The organism is Marivirga arenosa (assembly GCF_030503875.2).
GTDB classification, from domain to species: Bacteria; Bacteroidota; Bacteroidia; order Cytophagales; family Cyclobacteriaceae; genus Marivirga; species Marivirga arenosa.
This window is the reverse complement of record NZ_CP129968.2, coordinates 3311413-3331904: the sequence shown is the minus strand read 5'-3', so window position 1 is coordinate 3331904 and position 20492 is coordinate 3311413. Positions and strand designations below refer to the sequence as shown.

The 20492-nt window shown below is 33.1% G+C and carries 17 protein-coding genes; 9 read left to right on the top strand and 8 right to left on the bottom strand.

What is annotated here, in order from left to right:
• Positions 1 to 14: 14 nt before the first annotated feature.
• Positions 15 to 2966, bottom strand: coding sequence for a glycoside hydrolase family 3 N-terminal domain-containing protein (locus QYS47_RS14280; RefSeq protein WP_322346890.1), 2952 nt, complete (start codon positions 2964 to 2966; stop codon positions 15 to 17).
• A gap of 178 nt (positions 2967 to 3144) precedes the next feature.
• Here QYS47_RS14280 and QYS47_RS14275 point away from each other — a divergent pair, with 178 nt between their 5' ends.
• The 4 genes from QYS47_RS14275 to QYS47_RS14260 all read left to right on the top strand — a co-directional run bounded on the left by QYS47_RS14275 (position 3145) and on the right by QYS47_RS14260 (position 7124).
• Positions 3145 to 3477 (top strand): hypothetical protein, encoded by a 333-nt coding sequence (locus QYS47_RS14275; RefSeq protein WP_302101666.1) that lies wholly within the window; start codon positions 3145 to 3147, stop codon positions 3475 to 3477.
• 8 nt (positions 3478 to 3485) lie between these two features.
• Entirely contained in the window at positions 3486 to 5330 is a 1845-nt protein-coding gene (mutL, locus tag QYS47_RS14270; protein WP_322346889.1) for a DNA mismatch repair endonuclease MutL, read from the top strand.
• Between the two features lie 88 nt (positions 5331 to 5418).
• Positions 5419 to 6210: a rhomboid family intramembrane serine protease gene (locus tag QYS47_RS14265; protein WP_308356040.1), complete on the top strand. Its 792-nt coding sequence runs from the start codon at positions 5419 to 5421 to the stop codon at positions 6208 to 6210.
• A 5-nt stretch (positions 6211 to 6215) separates the two neighbouring features.
• Positions 6216 to 7124 carry a rhomboid family intramembrane serine protease gene (locus QYS47_RS14260; protein WP_322346888.1) on the top strand — a complete coding sequence of 303 codons (909 nt, stop codon included), beginning with the start codon at positions 6216 to 6218 and terminating at the stop codon, positions 7122 to 7124.
• A 44-nt stretch (positions 7125 to 7168) separates the two neighbouring features.
• Here QYS47_RS14260 and QYS47_RS14255 read toward each other — a convergent pair whose 3' ends face one another.
• On the bottom strand, positions 7169 to 8272 hold the full coding sequence (locus QYS47_RS14255) for a T9SS type A sorting domain-containing protein (protein WP_322346887.1): 1104 nt from the start codon (positions 8270 to 8272) through the stop codon (positions 7169 to 7171).
• A 509-nt stretch (positions 8273 to 8781) separates the two neighbouring features.
• Between QYS47_RS14255 and QYS47_RS14250 the strand changes: the two genes are divergently transcribed.
• Positions 8782 to 8964, top strand: a complete 183-nt coding sequence (locus QYS47_RS14250; RefSeq protein WP_322346886.1) for a DUF6576 domain-containing protein — start codon at positions 8782 to 8784, stop codon at positions 8962 to 8964.
• 170 nt (positions 8965 to 9134) lie between these two features.
• Here the strand turns inward: QYS47_RS14250 and QYS47_RS14245 are convergent, their stop codons facing one another.
• The 5 genes from QYS47_RS14245 to QYS47_RS14225 all read right to left on the bottom strand — a co-directional run bounded on the left by QYS47_RS14245 (position 9135) and on the right by QYS47_RS14225 (position 14500).
• On the bottom strand, positions 9135 to 10205 hold the full coding sequence (locus QYS47_RS14245) for a T9SS type A sorting domain-containing protein (protein WP_322346885.1): 1071 nt from the start codon (positions 10203 to 10205) through the stop codon (positions 9135 to 9137).
• 108 nt (positions 10206 to 10313) lie between these two features.
• Complete coding sequence (locus QYS47_RS14240; protein WP_322346884.1) at positions 10314 to 11126, bottom strand: anti-sigma factor; 813 nt, start codon at positions 11124 to 11126, stop codon at positions 10314 to 10316.
• A complete protein-coding gene (locus QYS47_RS14235; protein WP_322348405.1) occupies positions 11123 to 11650 on the bottom strand; it encodes an RNA polymerase sigma factor in 528 nt (175 codons plus the stop codon). The genes QYS47_RS14240 and QYS47_RS14235 overlap by 4 nt, the downstream gene beginning before the upstream one ends.
• 234 nt (positions 11651 to 11884) lie before the next feature.
• Entirely contained in the window at positions 11885 to 13276 is a 1392-nt protein-coding gene (gene lpdA / locus QYS47_RS14230; RefSeq protein ID WP_407660337.1) for a dihydrolipoyl dehydrogenase, read from the bottom strand.
• A gap of 60 nt (positions 13277 to 13336) precedes the next feature.
• Entirely contained in the window at positions 13337 to 14500 is a 1164-nt protein-coding gene (locus QYS47_RS14225) for an ArnT family glycosyltransferase (RefSeq protein ID WP_322346883.1), read from the bottom strand.
• 60 nt (positions 14501 to 14560) lie between these two features.
• On the opposite strand from QYS47_RS14225, the gene fabG reads away from it, so the two are divergent.
• The 3 genes from fabG to QYS47_RS14210 all read left to right on the top strand — a co-directional run bounded on the left by fabG (position 14561) and on the right by QYS47_RS14210 (position 18060).
• Positions 14561 to 15313 carry a 3-oxoacyl-[acyl-carrier-protein] reductase gene (gene fabG, locus QYS47_RS14220; RefSeq protein ID WP_322346882.1) on the top strand — a complete coding sequence of 251 codons (753 nt, stop codon included), beginning with the start codon at positions 14561 to 14563 and terminating at the stop codon, positions 15311 to 15313.
• Positions 15314 to 15470: 157 nt separating this feature from the next.
• Positions 15471 to 15965, top strand: a complete 495-nt coding sequence (locus QYS47_RS14215; RefSeq protein ID WP_322346881.1) for a hypothetical protein — start codon at positions 15471 to 15473, stop codon at positions 15963 to 15965.
• Positions 15966 to 16011: 46 nt separating this feature from the next.
• Positions 16012 to 18060 (top strand): OmpA family protein, encoded by a 2049-nt coding sequence (locus tag QYS47_RS14210; protein ID WP_322346880.1) that lies wholly within the window; start codon positions 16012 to 16014, stop codon positions 18058 to 18060.
• Positions 18061 to 18266: 206 nt separating this feature from the next.
• Here the strand turns inward: QYS47_RS14210 and QYS47_RS14205 are convergent, their stop codons facing one another.
• Positions 18267 to 19391 (bottom strand): T9SS type A sorting domain-containing protein, encoded by a 1125-nt coding sequence (locus QYS47_RS14205; RefSeq protein ID WP_322346879.1) that lies wholly within the window; start codon positions 19389 to 19391, stop codon positions 18267 to 18269.
• Between the two features lie 268 nt (positions 19392 to 19659).
• On the opposite strand from QYS47_RS14205, the gene QYS47_RS14200 reads away from it, so the two are divergent.
• Positions 19660 to 20445: an enoyl-CoA hydratase/isomerase family protein gene (locus tag QYS47_RS14200; RefSeq protein WP_302101653.1), complete on the top strand. Its 786-nt coding sequence runs from the start codon at positions 19660 to 19662 to the stop codon at positions 20443 to 20445.
• Positions 20446 to 20492 lie beyond the last annotated feature (47 nt).

Here is a 20492-nt window from a genome sequence, read left to right as displayed (position 1 = left end):
TTATTGCTTGTAACTTAGTTTACGTATTCTTCATGCTGCGATTCGTATTCAAAAATTGATTGGTAAATCACATCCATTATTCGAGTTCTGATGTTAGAGGTTATTAACTTTCTATTTGATGCATCAGGGTATATTCTATTAGATAAGAAAATAAAAACCAATCCAAATTCAGGATCAGCCCATGCTGCGGTTCCAGTAAAGCCAGTATGGCCAAAAGTTAAGGAAGATGCGTAATGTGAAGTAGGAGAAGGGCCATCTTCTTCTACTGGTTTATCCCAGCCTAAGCCTCTTCTATTTTCATCAAATTGCTTTTTGGTGAAATAGGGAACTGTTCCCTTACTAAAATATCGGACTCCACCATAAGACCCATCCCATAGGTTCATTTGCATTAATATGGCTAAGTCTTTGGCATTGCTGAATAAACCAGCATGTCCTGCAACTCCACCCACCATGGCGGCACCTTGATCATGTACCCAGCCTTTTATTAAATCATTCCTGAATAGTAAGTCATTTTCTGTAGGAGCAATTTGTGTTTCTGGAAATCTGCATAAGGGTAAGAATCCCATCGTTTTCATACCTAATGGTTTATAGAAGTTTTCATACAGAAATTCTTCATAATTCATATTCATCATGCGTTCGCTGATTTTTTGCATAATGTAGTAGCCCATATCAGAATAGCGATAATCGTATCTTTTTTTCCACTTAGGCTTTTCTAATAATTCTGAATCAATTACCCATTGCCAAATGGAATCCCCTAAAACTTGATGACCATATAGCCCAGAAGCTAATTGGTTAGGATAAAGAGAAGCTTCATAATTCTGGTAAAGCGGTGTTTTTAAACCAAACAAATCGTGTGTTTGCTTCCAAAATGGAACGTAAGGCACTAAACCTGCCTGATGCGTTAATATATTCCGCAAAGTCATGTTTTGCTTATTACTGCCTTTAAGCTCAGGAAGATATTTTACTATTTTCTCATCTAGATCGATTATACCTCTATCATATAAAAACATAATGCTTTGAAGTGTAGCAGCAACTTTTGTGATGGAGGCTAAGTCATAAATGGTTTCTTCTTTCACCTCAGAAAATTTATGATAGGTTTGAAAACCAAAATCTTTCTCGTAAATGATTTGGCCATCTTTGGCTACTAAAATTTGGCAACCTGGTGTAGCTTCTGTATCAATTGCTTCTTGCGCAATAGCATCAATTTCTGAAAGTATTTTAGGGTCCATGCCCACATCGAGCGGATTGCTGTAACCAAATCTATCATAAGGTTTAGTGATAATACCGGTTCCTACCTTAATGTCATTTGAAATACTGATAGGCAGTTTTCCTTTAATAGCTTTTGCTCCAAAAAGCATTTGTGGTGCTAGTTTTTGTGTATAATCATTGTCTTCATACATTAATAAAACTTGCTCGAAATTTTGTAAGTATTTTAAGCTGTAAGCATTTCCAAATACAGTAATGATTACATTTGATTTTTCAGATAAATTTTGAAGGAATAATAAGTCCTCAGATTTCAGCCCAAATCGTTTCGATGGAGAATTATTCATGTTATGTAATCCTACTACTACCGTTTCATATTGGCTCAATTGATCCATTAATCGAGTGTAATCGCCAAGATCATAATTTCCTTTTGGGAGATCATAATGAGTGAAATCGGCATATTTATTTAAGAATTTCTGAAAAGTGCTATTCTTTTCTCCTCTTAAAGAAAGTGAGGCGAAAGTGGTGGTGTCCAGTATATGAATTGGGATAAAGTTCTTTTTATTTTTCACTAATGTTGCAGCCTCAGCGTACAGCTTTTCATTCAAGCTATGTGCTTCAGTAGTATGCAGTTTTTCAAAAATATTTTCCTTATCTAGTTTTTTAAAACCTTCATTTAGTCCTAGTTTATATTTTGCATTTAGAATTTTCTTTACACTCTCTTCTAATCTGTCTTCCGTAATTTCTTTATTTTTAATAGCAGTTTTAATCATTTTAACTGCATTGGGCACATTCATCGGAAACAATAAAACATCATTTCCTGCTTTAAAAGCAAGTAAATCTGTTTCTCCTGGTTCATAAAAATTACTAACTCCTTTCATATTAAGGGCATCGGTAAAAATTAGTCCATCGAAACCTAATTTGGTTTTAAGTAAATCTGTAACCACATTTTTAGATAAAGTGGTTGCTTTGTTAGGCGTGTTATCATAAGCAGGAATATGTAGATGCGCCACCATCATGCTATTTACATTATTCTCAATTAATTTTTTGAAAGGGTATAATTCAATTTCATCTAATCTTTCTTTAGAATGGCGGATTACTGGAAGGGTCATATGAGAATCAGAATCAGTATCACCATGACCAGGGAAGTGTTTAGCATTTGCTAGCAATCCATTATTCTGCATTCCTTTCATGTATGCCACTCCTTTTTGAGCTACATTCTCCTTGTCTTCACCAAAGGAACGATAACCTATCACAGGATTTTTGATATTATTATTGACATCTACAACTGGTGCGAAATTGACATGTACACCAATTAATTTAGCTTGACGAGCAATTTCAGCACCCATTTTATATATCAAATCGTTATTCTGAATAGCGCCTAATGTCATTTGCTTTGGGAAATTCATGGTGCTGTCTAACCGCATGCCTAATCCCCATTCTGCATCCATCCCGATCCATAAAGGTATTTTTGATTTTGATTGTAAATAATTCGTAATATCAATTTCTCTGCCTGGTCCGCCCTGAAAAAATATTAAGCCTCCTATATTATAATTCTCTATCAAAATCGCTAAGTCTTCCACATGCTGAGCATCTTTATTGGAATAAGCCGCAACCATAAAAAGTTGACCTATCTTTTCATCTAAAGTCATATCCTTATAGGTTTGATTCACCCAATTAGGATAAGATTTAGTTTGCGATAGCGTTGTGTTTAAAACACTTAAACTCGAAAGAAAAAGAAGGTATAAAACTTTTTTAATCATGAGGCAGTTTTGATTTTATGATAAAAGCTAAATAAGCGCTAAGTTTGTTATGTAAAGATTAATTATTCTTTACTACGCTAATTTGTTGAATTAATTTGGAATCATTTCAATAGAATTTAAATTTAACTTACATATAAACATCTTAGTTCTTAATTTATCAGACTTAAATTGAATAATTATGAAATTTCCATCCATTTTTAGGCTTCCACGCCATCAAAGATTTGAAATCCAGCCAAGATATTACGATCCCGTAAAAGAAGATCTAGATAAGAGAACAGCTAGAATTCGACAGGAAATAAAAAATGAAAGTAATGGCGGTTCTGTAGAAAGTATTAGAGAAGCATACAGGAATAGGAGAAGTTCAAACCGATCTGCTGATTTGTTTCAATTATTAATGATTGTAATTGTAGGATTATCAATAGGAGGGTATCTAATGTATGGAGCGAATGTATATTTCGCACTTTTTCTCCTAATCCCATTATACATCATATTAAGAAAACGAAGAAGTTAATTTTTTAAATGTCTGATATTATACAATTACTACCTGATGCAATTGCCAATCAGATCGCAGCAGGTGAAGTAGTCCAAAGACCAGCTTCTGTAGTGAAGGAGCTTTTGGAAAATTCAATTGATGCTGGAAGTAAGAAAATTAAATTAGTTGTAAAAGATGCAGGGAAACAATTAATTCAAGTAATTGATGATGGAATAGGTATGTCTGAAACGGATGCCAGAATGTGTTTTGAAAGACATGCTACCTCAAAAATTCGTAAATCCGAAGATCTATTTGAACTCAAAACGATGGGGTTTAGAGGTGAAGCTATGGCCTCTATTGCTGCAGTTTCTCAAGTTGAGCTAAAAACTAAAAAGGAGGATGCAGAGCTAGGGGTTTTGTTAGAAGTTGAGGCCTCTGAAGTAAAAAAGCAGACCCATACTGCCTATACTGGTGGAACTTCGATTTCCGTTAAGAATTTGTTTTATAATGTCCCGGCACGAAGAAATTTCCTAAAATCTAACCCTGTAGAAATGCGTCATATTATTGATGAATTTCAAAGGGTGGCATTAGCTAATCCTCAAGTGGCTTTTAGTCTTCATCAAAATGTTACCGATGTTTATCAGTTAAATGCAGGAAAATTAAGCCAACGAATAGTCGGTTTATTTGGCAAAAACTATCAAGAGCAGTTGGTAGCTTGTGAAGAAACTACAGACCAGCTTAAAATTTATGGCTATATAGGAAAACCTGAGTATGCTAAAAAGACCAGAGGTGAGCAGTTTTTCTTTGTCAATAATCGATATATAAAAAGTGGCTATTTACATCATGCAGTCGTAAACGGCTTTGAAGGCTTATTAGCAAATGATGCTCATCCATTCTACGTATTGTGTTTGGAAATTGATCCTAAAAAGATTGATGTGAATGTCCATCCTACCAAAACTGAAATTAAATTTGATGATGAGCGTATGGTGTATGGAATATTAGCTGCTGCTATCCGTCAGGCATTAGGTGCTCACAATGTTGCACCTGCTTTGGATTTTGATAGTGATGTGAATTTTAGTTTTAATGCACCAAGAAGAAGTAGGGTAGATGAATTTTCAACAAAGTCATCAAATTATCAAAAATTTAAGTCGAAGGATAGCGATAGTGAATGGGATAAAATCCTATCTAATTTTCAAGAATTAAGTGATAAAATAAGTAAGGAAGAGGATCAAAAAGAAGTGATAGATGAGAGTCAGCAATCACTGACTTTTGGAAGTTCTATTAATGAAGAGGTAAAAGCCGTAAGCCCAAATCAGGAATGGGGAGATAGTAAAACCAGCATTTTTCAGATTCATAATAAATACATTGCAACTCAAGTAAAGTCGGGTTTAATGTTGGTTGACCAGCAAGCTGCTCACGAAAGAATATTATTTGAGAAGTTTAATCAACACTTGAAAAATAATGATGGAAGTTCACAGCAATTTCTTTTTCCAGAGCAACTACAATTGTCTGCTTCAGATTATGCCTTAGTAATGGATATGGAGGAGGAATTAAAAGCCTTAGGTTTTGTAATTACTTCCTTTGGTAAGGATACGGTAGTGATTAATGGAGCGCCTACTGAATTAACCGATACCTCTGTGAAATCTGTATTTGAGGGATTGATTGATCAGTTTAAGCATAATAAAAATGTCTTAAGTGTATCTAAAAACGAAAATATTGCTCGATCATTAGCCAAGCGATCAGCTGTTAAAGCTGGGGCAAAACTTAACGCGGAAGAAATGAATGCATTGATAGATAAATTATTTGCCTGTCAAAACCCTAATTATGCACCTTCAGGTAATTCGACTTTTATTATTTTTGACCTGAATAAAATTGGAAGCTTTTTCAATTAAAAATTATCTTTTTTAGATATTGGTAACTTTATTATAGTTGATTAAGTATTTAATAAGTCGATCAACTTTATTGATTTAAAATTATTTTATGTTCGCGAGATTAACTCCGGTTGTTAAAAACCTTTTACTGATAAATATTGGATTACTTTTAATCCCATCGCTTCTAAATTTTGATTTAGCCAACCTTTTTGGATTACGCTACATATTTGCAGAGTCTTTTAAGCCCTTTCAGTTTATAACCTATATGTTTTTACATTCAGGTTTTGGTCATTTACTGGGGAATATGTTTGCCTTGTTTATCTTCGGTCCAATGTTGGAAAGGTTTTGGGGTTCTAAGCGCTTTTTCATCTATTATATGGTGACCGGCATAGGGGCAGGAATGCTATTTGGAGTTGTAAATTTCATTGAAATGCAACAATTAGAATCAGCAGCTCAACAATATATAAATAATCCTAATTATGAAGGTTTCGTATCTTTCATCAATAATAATGCTAATTATGTGTACCGCCAGTGGTATGATTTCATAGATGCTTTCGGTGAAAACCCGAACAGCCAGGAGTATTTAAATGCGAGTATTCAAAGAGTTCAGGAAGTAGTAAGATTTCAGGCAAATGTACCTTTAATTGGTGCTTCAGGTGCAGTTTTTGGGATATTATTAGCTTTTGGTATGCTTTTTCCTAATACAGAACTGTTTTTGTTATTTCCACCAATACCCATCAAAGCAAAGTACCTTGTAACCTTCTATGGATTATATGAGTTATATGCAGGCATACAGAATGCTCCTGGAGATAATGTTGCACATTACGCTCACCTTGGGGGAATGCTAATTGGATTTATTCTGTTAAAGGTATGGCAGAAAGATAATAAGAGATTTTATTAAATAAGATGGCAGGATTTTTTGATGAATTAAGACAAAACTTTAAGCGACCAAATAATGCATTAAATCAATTAATCATTATCAACGCCATTGTGTTTGTTGGTTTAGGATTAATTAGAGTAATAGGAGCTTTTTCTGGTACTAATGAATTATATGCAATAGTAGATGCTCAATTTACTATCCCACCTGATTTAGGTCGATTTATTTACAGACCATGGACCATCATTACCTATGCATTTTCTCATGCAGGCTTTTTTCATATATTATTGAATATGTTGGTTTTATATTGGTTTGGAATGCTCATTTCTCAATATTTGGGTAGTGCCAAATTAGTCAACTTATATGTTTTAGGAGCACTGGCAGGAGCGGTTGTATTTATTTTAGCCTATAACCTAATACCTTTTCTTGCAGACAGAACCACCTCTGGTATGGTAGGAGCTTCAGCTGCAGTTTATGCAGTGGCAACAGCATCTGCAACCTTATTGCCTGATCATAGATTCCATTTGATATTAATAGGACCAGTTAAAATAAAATACATAGTTGCGGTTTACATAGTGTTATCTTTATTGAATTCTGCTGGTCCGAATGCAGGGGGTAATATTGCTCACTTAGGGGGTGCTGCAATCGGCTTTCTTTACGTTAGAGGTCTTCAGGCAGGGACGGACTTCGGTCTGTGGATTCAAATGACCTTAGGTTTTTTTCAGAATCTTTTCAAATCAAAGCCAAAGATTAAAGTGACTTACAAAAAGAGTAAATCATCTAATCAAAAGTCAAGTAGTACTTCATCATCAAGTAGTTCTTCTTCTGCATCTGAACAGGAAGAGATTGATCGAATTTTAGATAAGATTTCAGAAAAAGGCTATGAAAGCTTGTCCAAGGATGAAAAACAAAAGCTTTTTAATGCGAGTAAAAAATAGCAAGTAAAGAACACGGTTTTTTCATTAGCTTAGGGTTCTAAATATCATTGACTTTTGAAAATTCTGAGTATATCAGTTACACCATTATATGTTACTTTTAAAATATACATTCCTTCCTTCAGTCCATTTATATTGATTTTATCAATTGCTGGATCAAAATTAGTTTGACTGTAAAGCATTCTACCACAAGTACTTTGTAAATCTACTTTGTTTATATTACCTGATAATTTTTCAGGAACTAATAACCTTAAATCTGTAGTATTTGAAACCGGATTAGGATAAGCTTTTATTTGATTACTAAAAGTATTCTTAATTATTATAGATTGAAAAATCTCAAAACTATCGTCTATATCAACTGCTTTTAACCTGTATTTCAATAATCCAAATGGAGGGGTATCATCTGTAAAATTGTATTCAACTTCTGTATTACTGTTTCCAGTACCCGTTATATAACCGATGACTTCAAAAGCATGGTTATCTACTGATCTATGAATTTCGAAAAAGGAAAAGTTTTCTTCTTTAGCTGTCGCCCAATTCAATTCAATAGTGCTACTAGCTGTTAAAACCCCAGTAAAACTTTTAAGTTTAATCGGCAAAGTTGAGTTTTCTGAATCATAATTTTTATTCTCATCAATTATTCCTTCAACAGTGAAAATACTACTATCGCCATTCGTTAGCGTAGCTCCTGCATGCTGCGAATAATCTCCTGAGACAAAGATTATTCCATTATTAATTATATCTCCCCCTGCATATGGCGTTCCTAATGAGGAAAGTCCTTTATTCAATAAGTTTCCATTAATCTGAACAACTGCATTTTTCTTAACGATAATTTTACCTCCAGGCTCAACAATTAAATCACCATTTATTGTTAGTGAATCTCCGCTATCAACAGTGATAATCCCTTCATCATTTTCTTCATAACCATCGATTACTAATGAGGAATTATAATCAATGCTGTCAAAAATAACCGTACCTTCTATGCTAATTTCTAATCCGTAAAGCTGGTTGCCAGGACTAGCATAACTTATCCACCCGGAACCTTCACTCCATTTTATAGTTTTTTCATTAAGAGTTTTATAATTCTGTGCACAGATTGGAAATAAGTAAAAAATACAAATAACTGAGAAAGCTGTGAAGAAGTATTTCATGATCCTTGTTGTTTTGTTTGTAATTATAAAAGTAGAGTAACAGAGGATCGAATGCTTTCCTATTGTTTAAGAGTATTTACATTTGTAATTTTTTATAGGCAATTATCTAGATTAAGTGAATTTACATAACCTTATATTATTAGTGTGAGTATTTTTACCTAGATTATTCAAAAAGTCATATTAAAAACTAACTCTTTATTTATAGACAGGTTCCTTTCTAGGTTAATTTAAATGAGAATATTTTTTATCATATGTTTCTAAAGTTTGATGATTAAAATAATGTTCTGTTCAAAATCTTAATCGCAAAATAATTATGTGTTTATCCGTAGCTTCACCATATGTAATAATAAACTGATTTAATATTAAAAATTAAAGATTATATATTGTAAATTATATATTATTACTCAACGGTTAAATAAAATATTATTTTAGGAAGAATCACTTCTGTTCAAACTTCTATAATCTTAAGTCTTTTTTAAAGTCTGTTCAAATAAAAGTAAAAGTTTAAAGTGACCTACAAAAAGAGTATATCATCTAATCAAAAGTCAAATGGTAATTCATCCTTATGTAGTTCTTCTTCTGCATCTGAACAGGAAGAGATTGATAGAATATTAGATAAGATTTCAGAAAAAGGCTATGAAAGCTTGTCCAAAGATGAAAAGCAAAAGCTTTTTAATGCGAGTAAGAAATAGATTCTGACATATAAACCCCTACAATCCCCTCAAGTGGATAATTATCTAGTAGGTTATTTATGCACTAATTGTTGATTTCATATTTTATAGGGAACATTAAAAAAACCGTTTAAGCTGATGATCCTAAACGGTTTTTGTTTTTCAGAATATTACATTCTTTAATTTCGATCTTAATGTTTAAATATCCTCAAATTTTCGGTTAAACCATTATGAGTGATTTTTAAAATATACATTCCTTCCTTAATATTTTCTATTTCAATCTTCCCATCAATAGGGTCATAATTTGTTTGACTGTAAAGTAAGCTTCCAGCATTGTCATATAAAGCCACTTTATTCAATTTGCCAGATAAATCTTGGGGGACCACAATTCTTAATTTAGAAAAATCTGTAACGGGATTAGGGAATGCTTTTAATTCACTACTAAATGTGTTTTGAATTTCAATGGCTTCAAATAGTTCAAAGCTTTCATCTATGTCAACAGCATTAAGTCTGTATCTTACAATGCCATAAGGAACATTTTTATCATTAAAACTATAATATACATCAGAATTACTTTCGCCCAGGCCATTTACAGTTCCAATCACTTCAAAATCTTGATTATTGATTGATCTCTGAATCTCAAAATGCGAAAAGTTTTCTTCTTTTGCGGTTATCCACTTTAATTCTGTCGTTTTATTTTGGGTTAAAATTCCTTCAAAGCTTTTTAATTCGATTGGGAGTGTATTGTAAATTGCTTGAATTTCAGGAGGTATTATCCCATCAGTATTGCCAGGATCATCGCTAGTGCCATTTACGTAAAAATTACTATTTGTACCTGTATTTAAATCGCCTAAACCATTCTCTATATAATTTCCAGAAACAGCAATTATCCCATCATTTGTAAAATCTCCAAAAATTATAAAGGAACCTTCGTTTACTAGATTTCCATTTACATATAAGTATCCGCCTTCTTCTACTATTAATTCTGAAGACGAGCTAACATTAAGATTTCCATCTACAACTAATGAATCACCGGTGTTAATTGTGAGTACTGATCCTAAATTTAAATCTAAATCATCAATTCTTACTACACTCCCGTCTATTTCTATATCTTCAAAAAAAGTAACTGCTCCAGGTGATGTTCCATTCGACCACCCACCATTATTATCCCAGTCAGTAAATTGTTCACTTGCAGAGGTGTTTTGCGCAATAGTTGTAAAAGAAATTGTAAAAATTAACAGAGACAATATTATTCTTTTCATAACATAAGTTATTTTAATATAAAAATAACTTTAAAGATATAAAAAAAATGTAATTATTGTAACAATCTAAAACAGATGCAAGAAAAGTCAAGAAGGCCGTTATATATTTTAAATCTGTCCGATTACATACATTTTTTCTAGGGTAGGGTTTTCGCTTCCACCTCTAGGTTCGAGGGTTACCGCAAAGGCTGAGGCTTTGCCAGTAGTCTTCATTTTCAGTAGACTCGTCATATCGCCTGCTACATCAAACACTCCCATGTCAACAGGCGTTCCATCTACTATAGCCCATAACTGATATTGATTATTCACATCATTGGAAGGCATTGATTTAGCATTTAAAAAGACTTCATTCGTTTTTTTATTCCAATGCACTATTGCTTGAGCTTCTGGGGCAATATCCAGCCCTTTCATTGGAACATTTTCAATCCCTGGTTGACGTAAAATTTCAATATTAGCGGCATATTGATCCATCTGGTTTTTAACTACATTGTATTGCTGGGCCATCGTTTGGTTTTCAGCAATGATGGTAGATAACCTTGACTCTGTATCCTGCCATAAATTGTAATAATAAACACTTAATACAATGCCTATTATCGCAATAATACTGGCAGCCGCTGAAAAATATGGGTAAAAATTAATTGTTTTTGATGATTTTGGAGTTTCTATATTAACCCCATTATTAGCTTGTGATGATTTAATCCCTAATTCATCAAAAAGTGTATTTTTTACATTAGCTGGTGGAACGACTTTATCTTTTTCTCCTAAAAGAAATAAAGTTTCTTCCGCTTCATCAAGCGCTTTTCTTACCTCCTCATGCTCTTCTGCATACTGTAATAATTCTTTTGTTTCAGGTTCATTTAACTGACCCAAAACAAAAGCTTCAATTACTCCAGACGATATGTATGCTTCTATTTTACTCACAATAATAATTCTCTTAATGAACGCATAGCAGTTCGTGCCCTCGTTTTAACAGTTCCTAACGGAATATCAAACTCTTCTGCGATTTCAGATTGCGTATACCCTTTATAATACATTTGCTCAATTACAAACCTTAAATCTTCAGGTAACTTATCTAAAACCTTATCTAAGCCTATTCCATCAATAGATTGTTCAGTTGAATTTGCATTGTCAATCTTATGTACGTTGTCTGATACTGAATCGGTTTTGCTAGTTTTCTTTATTTCTTTTGATCTTAACTTATCAATTGAGGCATTTCTACTAATATTGACTAACCAAGTGTATAATCGACCTTTTTCAGCACTGTATGAATTAATTTTTTTCCATGCTTTTATAAAGGAATCATGAAGTACCTCCTGTGCTACATCCTCAGATTTTACTATTCGAAGTATAACACCATATATAGCACCACTGTAATTATCATAAAGATATTCAAACGCACTTTCTTTTTGTGCTTTAAGTTCTGAAACAAGAACTTCTTCAGATATTTTAATTTGTTGTGCTATAGGTATAAGTTTAAGAATGTTGTGCTAAAATAAATGATAATATGGCAATAAAAAAGCTGTTTATTAGATTCATTTGATTAAATCTGCTAAACAGCTTTTTATTTTAATTTATTGGTATTGTAAGCTGTCAGGTTTCACTTTGAAAGCAAGGTGGAAGTTTGTTATCCTGTTTACTCCTTATTTAAGAATAAAACCTGACAGGGTTGAGGATGTCTCTTAAATGTGAATCACCTCATCATAAGCAGCTGCCGCAGCTTCCATCACGGCCTCGCTCATAGTTGGGTGAGGATGAACCGTTTTGATCAATTCATGTCCTGTAGTTTCTAATTTTCTAACTGCAACAATTTCAGCAATCATTTCAGTAACATTAGCACCAATCATATGAGCACCTAGTAATTCACCATATTTCGCGTCAAATACTAATTTTACAAAACCGTCTTTAGCGCCTGCTGCACTAGCTTTTCCTGATGCAGAGAATGGGAATTTACCAACTTTTAAATCGTATCCAGCTTCTTTTGCTTGTTTTTCAGTATATCCAACAGAAGCAATTTCAGGGCTGCAATACGTACAACCTGGTATGTTTTTATAATCCAATGGCTCAGGATTTTCTCCCGCTATTTTTTCAACACAGATAATACCTTCGGCTGAAGCTACGTGAGCTAATGCTGGTCCATGAACTATATCACCTATAGCATAAACCCCATCTACATTAGTTTTATAATAATCATCAACTAATACTTTTCCTTTATCAGTTGAAACGCCAACATCTTCTAATCCAATATTTTCTAAGTTAGTAGCTACTCCAACTGCAGAAAGAACTACATCGCAATCTAACTTCTCTTCACCTTTTTTGGTTTTAACGGTTACTTTGCAACCGCTTCCTTTAGTATCTACAGAAGTTACTTCAGAGCTAGTCATGATATTGATTCCAGCTTTCTTATAAGTTTTAGCTAATGCTTTAGAAACTTCTTCATCCTCAACAGGAACAATTCTATCCATAAATTCAACAATCGTAACTTCAGTACCGATTGAATTGTAGAAATAAGCAAACTCAACACCTATTGCACCTGAACCTACTACAACCATTTTCTTAGGCTGTTTTTCAAGGCTCATCGCTTTTCTGTATTCAATGATTTTTTTACCATCAATAGGAAGGTTCGGTAATTCTTTGGCTCTTCCACCAGTGGCCAATATGATATGATCAGCTGAGTATTCAGTCTTTTTACCGTTATTGTCAACTTCTACTTTCTTACCTTTTTTAAGTTTACCAAAGCCATCAATAACTTCAATTTTGTTTTTCTTCATTAAGAACTGAACACCTTTGCTCATTCCTTCAGCAACTCCACGGCTTCTTTTTACCATTCCAGTGAAGTCAGCTTTTGCATCTTTTACGCTAATACCGTAATCTTCTGCATGGCTTATATATTCAAATACATTGGCACTTTTTAATAAGGCTTTTGTAGGAATACATCCCCAGTTTAAGCATATACCTCCTAAGCTCTCTTTTTCAACGATCGCTACTTTTTTACCTAACTGTGAAGCACGTATAGCGGCTACATAACCACCCGGGCCTGAACCCACAACAATAATATCATATTTTGATGCCATAATATTGATTAGTTAAATTTTGAAATCTTTTTTCTGCTGACAAATTTAATGGAAAAGGGACTAGAAAAAAATTTTAGCAGACTTAGGATTATGAACACTTCTATAATTCCATTGTTCAACATTATTTATAGTTCTAGCAATATTATATAATAGAACGATAGAGAATAATAAGATTATAGCATTTTTAATTTTGTTTTTATATAATTTACTTATGTAATATTTTGATGATGAAATTATTTGTAGAATTATTAATGGCATGATTGGAGCTATGAATCTTCCAATATCGCTTTTTTCAAGTAAGGGCAGTGTAATAAAAAGAAAAATATAAGTTGAAATTAATGTGATTGTTAAAGAGCTTTCTTTCTTGTAAATAATTGACATCATTATCATTGAAAGCAGAATGATAATGATGTAGGAGTTTAATCCAGTATCGATTGGCAAAACTAATCTTATTAGTTCATTTGAAACCATTTTAAAATTTTTTAAAAAATCGGTCAAAAATGGTTGTTGATAAATGTAATATTCTTCAGGGAACAATATTCTTCTATTGATATTCCAAAGAATTACTGGTATTACAGATATACTTAATACGGATCCTGTTGAAATAAAATTTTTAAAGTTTCTAGTTTTAAAATAAAAGGCGATAGAGTAAATCGACAATCCTACTATTATAAAAACTCCAGCATTCCGTTGCAAACACATTAAGCAAAACAGGATTCCAGCAAGCATTAAGTATTTGTGGTTATTTTCATCCATGTTCCACTTTTGAAAAAAATACAATCCTGAATATAGAAATAGTATAAAATTTACTTCAGTCCATAGAAAACTTGATAGTAAGTAAGGGTATACTGTTAGTGTATATACCGATAAGACCATCAAACTAAGCGTAATTGAATGTTTTAATTTTAAGAATTGATAAATAAAGATTAGACCAAGTAAGAAACTGAAGCTGTGAAATACATAATAACTACTTTCACTAAATAAGCTTAGTGTAATGGGAAACAGTGGTGGCCAGAAAACATAGGCGCCTCCATCAGCAGCAATTAATTTCCCTTCATTGATAATATTTCTTGAAGCTGTCCAGTAAGTATTTGAGTCAATAGTCCATATTAAACCACCCCATGAAGAGTATAAATGAACACTTAGTGCCAAAAGAAGAATAAAGCTAAGTAAATACCATTCGTACCGATTAAATATTCTTTTAGAGGCTATTTTAATATTCATTTTCTTAATTAGCTTATTCCTTGTAATTTTAGACTTTTTAGAATCAACTTCAAACCTATTATGACAAAACTATTAGATGGAAAAACTGCACTTATTACAGGTGCATCTAAAGGGATTGGTAAAGCAATTGCCCAAAAATATGCTGAGCAAGGAGCTAATGTTGCTTTCACATTTTTATCAAGCGTTGAAAAAGGTCAGGCTTTAGAAAAGGAATTGGCGGATGCTTATGGAGTAAAAGTTAAAGGCTATCGTTCTGATGCTTCCGATTTTAAAGCAGCCGAAGAATTAATTGCAGGGGTTGTAGCTGATTTTGGTAGCCTAGATATTTTGGTAAATAATGCGGGTATCACTAAAGACAACTTATTGATGAGAATGACGGAGGAAATGTGGGATGACGTCATTAATATCAATTTAAAATCATGCTTCAATACTGTGAAAGCAGCCAATAGAACTTTTATGAAGCAAAAGAGCGGATCAATTATTAATATGACTTCAGTTGTTGGAGTAAAAGGTAATGCTGGTCAAGCGAATTATGCTGCTTCAAAAGCAGGGATTATTGGATTTACTAAATCAGTGGCTTTAGAACTTGGTTCCAGAAATATTAGATCAAACGCCATAGCTCCAGGATTTATTGAAACCGAAATGACGGATGCGTTAGATGAAAAAACTGTTCAAGGATGGAGAGATGCTATTCCGTTGAAACGAGGCGGGAGTCCTGAGGACGTGGCTGATTTATGCGTTTTCTTAGGCTCTGATATGTCATCCTATATTACAGGTCAAGTAATTCAGGTTGATGGTGGAATGTTAACCTAATCAAAATTCAAAATAGAAGTTTCTAGCTAGATCAATGATTATAGTTAGAAACTTTTTTCAGCAAATTCTTCTTAAGTAGTTAAACAAATTCTTCAAACTTAATGAGGAGAATGCTCGTTAATCTGATCGATTAATAAGTTATAATTTACTTTTAGATATGTATACCAATTTTAGTGATTTAGATGACAATTCAAGATTGTGGGTTTATCAAGCAGATAGAAAACTATCAGAAAATGAAAAAGAATTCATTTTGATGAATGGCAAAGCATTTGTTGACTCCTGGACTGCTCATAACAATACTTTATATGCAAGTATAGAGGTGAAATATGATCAATTTATAGTGCTCGCAGTGGATGAGACTAAATCACAGGCTACGGGTTGTTCAATTGATAAATCGGTTCATTTTATTAGAGCAATCGAAAATGAATTAAACGTTAATTTATTGGATAAAAGTAAAGTTGCATTCCTAAAAGGTGAGGAGGTAGTTTTAGAAAATCTTCCTTCCATTAAATCTAAGGTTGAAAGAAACGAAATCTCAGCTGATTTGCCTACTTTTAATAATATGGTGACCACAAAAGCCGATTTTAATTCTAAATGGTTAATACCAGCTTCTGAAAGTTGGATGTCAAGATTTTTTAAGGAGAAAGTATGATTTTATACTATTTTCCGTTCTTTTAGTAGTGTAAAAAACTAAACTATTGAAAACCAAAGCGTACATATTTTTAATATTCACCTTTTCTATTGTTAATGCTTGTTCTGTTTATAAAAAAGCAGAAAAGAAATTTGAAAAAGGAGAGTATAATTCAGCTATCGATCTCTATCAATCAGCTATTAGGAAAAATGAAAATGCTGCTCAAGCATTGTTTTATACAGCTGAAGCCTACAGGCTTTCCAATAGATTAGAAATTGCAGCGCCTTATTATGAAGCTGCAATTGATTCAGGGTATCAGGAAGATGAGGTGTATTATAATTATGCTTTGTCATTAAAAGCAAATTCAAATTATAAAAAGGCCAAAGAAGTATTAGAGAGTTACTTACCCAACGCTAATAATGATGAATTTAAAAAATTAGCTGATTTTCAATTAAATAATCTTTACAATATTGATGAAATATTAGAAGATCAGACTTTTTACACAGTTAAAAATCTTCAGGAAATAAATACACCGGCAGCTGAATATGCTCCGTTTTTTAATGATGATAAACTTTATTTTACTTCAACCCGGGATGAAGATAGCAAAGTATATAAAGCTACAGGAGATAATTTTTCTGATATCTATCAAGTGAAATCAAGGGGAGCAAATGTTGATACTACTACTATCGAAAAATTACCTCCTATTATAAATTGGCCTGATGCAAATGAAGGCTCAATAGCAATTGGTCCTAGAGGTAGAACTATGATTTTTGCTCGTGGAAATACCGGCAAGCGTAAAGGCCAAAATGATGTAAATTTATACATTACTCGTTATCGCAGTGGTCAATGGTCTGAACCTGAATTAATGCGGATTAATGATCCAAATGCCTGGAATTCAACTCCTGCTTTTAGTGAAGATGGCCGAACACTTTACTTTTCTTCCACCCGAGAGGGAGGTTTTGGCGGAGTGGATCTTTATTCTGCTACAGTAAATAGTCGTGGCCAATGGGGGAATGTAAGAAATTTAGGAGATCGAATTAATACACCAGGTGATGAAATGTTTCCCTCAACCTCCCAAGATGGGAAACTATATTTTTCATCAAATGGCCATCCAGGCTTAGGAAAGCTAGATATTTTCGTAGCGGAAAGAAAAGGAGGTAAAATCACTATATCTCATCTTGGAAAGCCTATGAATTCTAATAAGGATGATTTTGGCGTTTTTATGTATTCGCCAGATAGAGGCTTTTTCTCAAGCGATCGTCCAGGTGGTGAAGGCAGAGATGATATCTATACTTGGAAAAACGAAGACCCTAACCTTAAAATCGTTAATTACTTTTTAGCAGGAGTTAGTACAACCCGTAATCAAAATGATGATGAGGTGATATTACCAGGTACTAGCGTTAGATTATTTTCTTCTGATAGTGTATTGCTAGGGGAAATTATGACAGGTCAAGATGGGAAATTTAATTTCAGAGTGTCAGAAGAAGAAAATTATTTCATTATAGCCGAGAAAGAAAATTATTTCACCACTCGAAAAACCTTTTCGACTATAGGTAAAACTCTGGATAAATCTAAATTAGATGCTTTGATCACTAATAAGGTTTTTGAAACCGAAATTTTGCTTGAAGAAATCATCTTAGATAAAGCCTTTGAGCTAGAAAATATTTATTATGATTTTGATTCGGCTAATATCCGAGCGGATGCCGCAAAAGAATTAGATCGATTAGTTACAATTTTGGAAGACAACCCTCCAATTAAAATTGAATTAAGTTCACACACCGATGCACGTGGAGAGGCAGCTTATAATCAAGATCTTTCAAGAAGAAGAGCAGAGTCTGCAGTGGCTTATATAATATCTCAGGGTATAGATCCATCTAGAATTAAGGCCAGAGGATATGGTGAAAGTCAACTTATAATTCAGGATGCTCAAACCGAAGAGGAACATGAAACCAATCGTAGAACTGAATTTAAAGTAACGGAATACGATAAGGAGATTGCTCGTAAAATGAGAGAAGCCGAAGAAGCTAAATTCAAAAAAGGAACCACAGAGGTAGAAATTAAGAGTGAGGAAGAAGTACCAGAGCAATCATCATCTGATGAATTTGATTTTAACTAATTAAGTTGACAAGTTAATATGTTAACTTGTTGTCAAATATTTAATTATGGCAATATTTTTAAGTGATCAGAAGCAATTAATTAGAAAAAATCTTTTCTTTATCAATAACTTGACAACTTTTAAAAACCTGTAAACTTGTCAACCTATTAAAATAAAAAAGCCCCGCAATAATTGCAAGGCTAACCCTATTGTTGATCTATATTTTGTTATTGAATTATTACTCTTATGTTTTCTTGTAAGCTATTGTGATTTACTTTTAAAATATACATTCCGGCTTTCAATTCTTTTTCAATTTGTAGACTTGATTGAGTATCAAAATTTCTGAATTCTTGAATTTTAACTCCTGATAAGTCAAATAAACCTACGTAATCAATATTTTCTTTGAATTTGGCAGGAACATGAATCTTTAAATTTGAAGCATTTTGAGCAGGATTCGGCATTATTCTTAAACTCCCTTCAAAACCATTCTCAATACTTACAACTGGTGAATATTCAAAAGTAGCATCAATGTCAACAGATTTTAAACGATAGTAAAGCTTACCAAAAGGAGCGTTTTCATCAATAAAGTCATAATAAACATCTGAATTACTTTCGCCTAGACCCTGAACTTTACCAATTTGCTCCCAATTGTTTTGGTCTAAAGAACGTTCAAGCTCGAAGTGTGAGAAATTCTCTTCTTTGGCTGTGATCCAGTCTAGATTAATATTATTATTAAATATCGATGCTGAGAATGATTTTAGTACGATGGGTAGAGTTGAATTTACTACTCCTAGATCATTAACAAGATAATCTGCTAAAGCCTGATCATTATCTACCAAATCTTGAGCATCTCCAGGTGTAGTACCAGCATAATTACTGCCTCCTCCAGTTCCTAAATTATTTGTACCTAAAATATAAAAATCACCACTGTTCGATATGTTAGTATTATTTCCTGTAGAAGCAGAGCCTACTACTACCAATTTACCACTTGAAGAAACAATAATATTGTTATTAGATTCTAAGTTGCCAAGTATAATTAATATACTGGATCCTCTTATTGTTAAAACAGTATTGTTATTAAAAATAAGATCACCCGTAACTATTAGAGTATCACTGTCATCTGTATTGTTGTTGATCGTTATGTTTGCATTTTGATCAAAATCCAAACTACCAGTCCTAGTAACAGTACCGTTAATCGTAATATTTATATTTTTCAAACCAGTGGTTCCTGGCGCATTGCTTCCATTCCAGGTTGAGTTTGCAGTCCAGGCTCCAGTTTGCTCATCAAAACTTGATTGGCTAAAAGCTTGAAAACTTGTTAATAACAGAATTAATATTCCTACCTTTTTCATAATGCAAATATACGTCTAATGATACTATTCAGTTCTTAAAAACTAGTTGAAATACTAGCCTTTCTTACATAAGTATGACTATTTACGATAATTAGCACATAGTTGGATTTAAATGAGTTATTTTAATAGGTTAAATGTAGATATGGTTCGATAAAGGCTTATTTTCTTAATAAAAGCACTTGATTCAATTTTCAATAATACCATTTGCCCTTTGTGGTTGGGGCTACATACGCTATATTTGTGATTTAATAGAAACTTTAAATCATTTATGGCTGATTTTGCAAACCTACAACTGGCTAATGATAATGGTGTATTAACCATCACCATCAATAGAGCCGAAAAACTAAATGCCTTAAATATAGCTACCATTGAAGAGCTGCGTGAAGCCTTTCAAGATATTTATGATAATCCTGAAGTGAAGTCAGTAATCATCACAGGAGCTGGTGAAAAAGCTTTTGTGGCGGGAGCTGATATTTCTGAAATCTCAGAATTAAATGAGATGAATGGCAGAAAGTTTTCTGAGAATGGTCAGGAAGTTTTCGAAATGATTGAGAAATGCCATAAACCTGTGCTTGCAGCGGTTAATGGTTTTGCTCTGGGTGGAGGATGTGAATTAGCCATGTCTTGCCACATGAGAATTGCTACACCAAATGCTAAATTTGGGCAGCCTGAAGTGAATCTAGGAATAATCCCAGGTTATGGAGGTACTCAAAGATTAACACAGCTTATTGGAAAAGGTAAAGCATTAGAGTTAATGATGACTGCTGATTTTATTGGTGCCGAAGAAGCTAAAAATTTAGGTTTGGTGAATCATATAGCCGAAAGTCAGGAAGAATTAATGACTTTGGCTAATTCTATTTTACATAAAATTAATAGTAAAGCACCATTAGCAATTGGTATGGTAATCGATAGCGTAAATGCTTACTATGCTGGTGAAGAGAATGGTTATCAAACGGAAGCTAATAGTTTTGCTGCTTGCTGTAAATCTGAAGATTTTAAAGAAGGTACTAAAGCATTCTTAGAGAAAAGAGCAGCAGAGTTCAAAGGAGAGTAGGTTTAATTAATAATTAGTAATTTTTTAATTAGTAATTAAATAGAAAT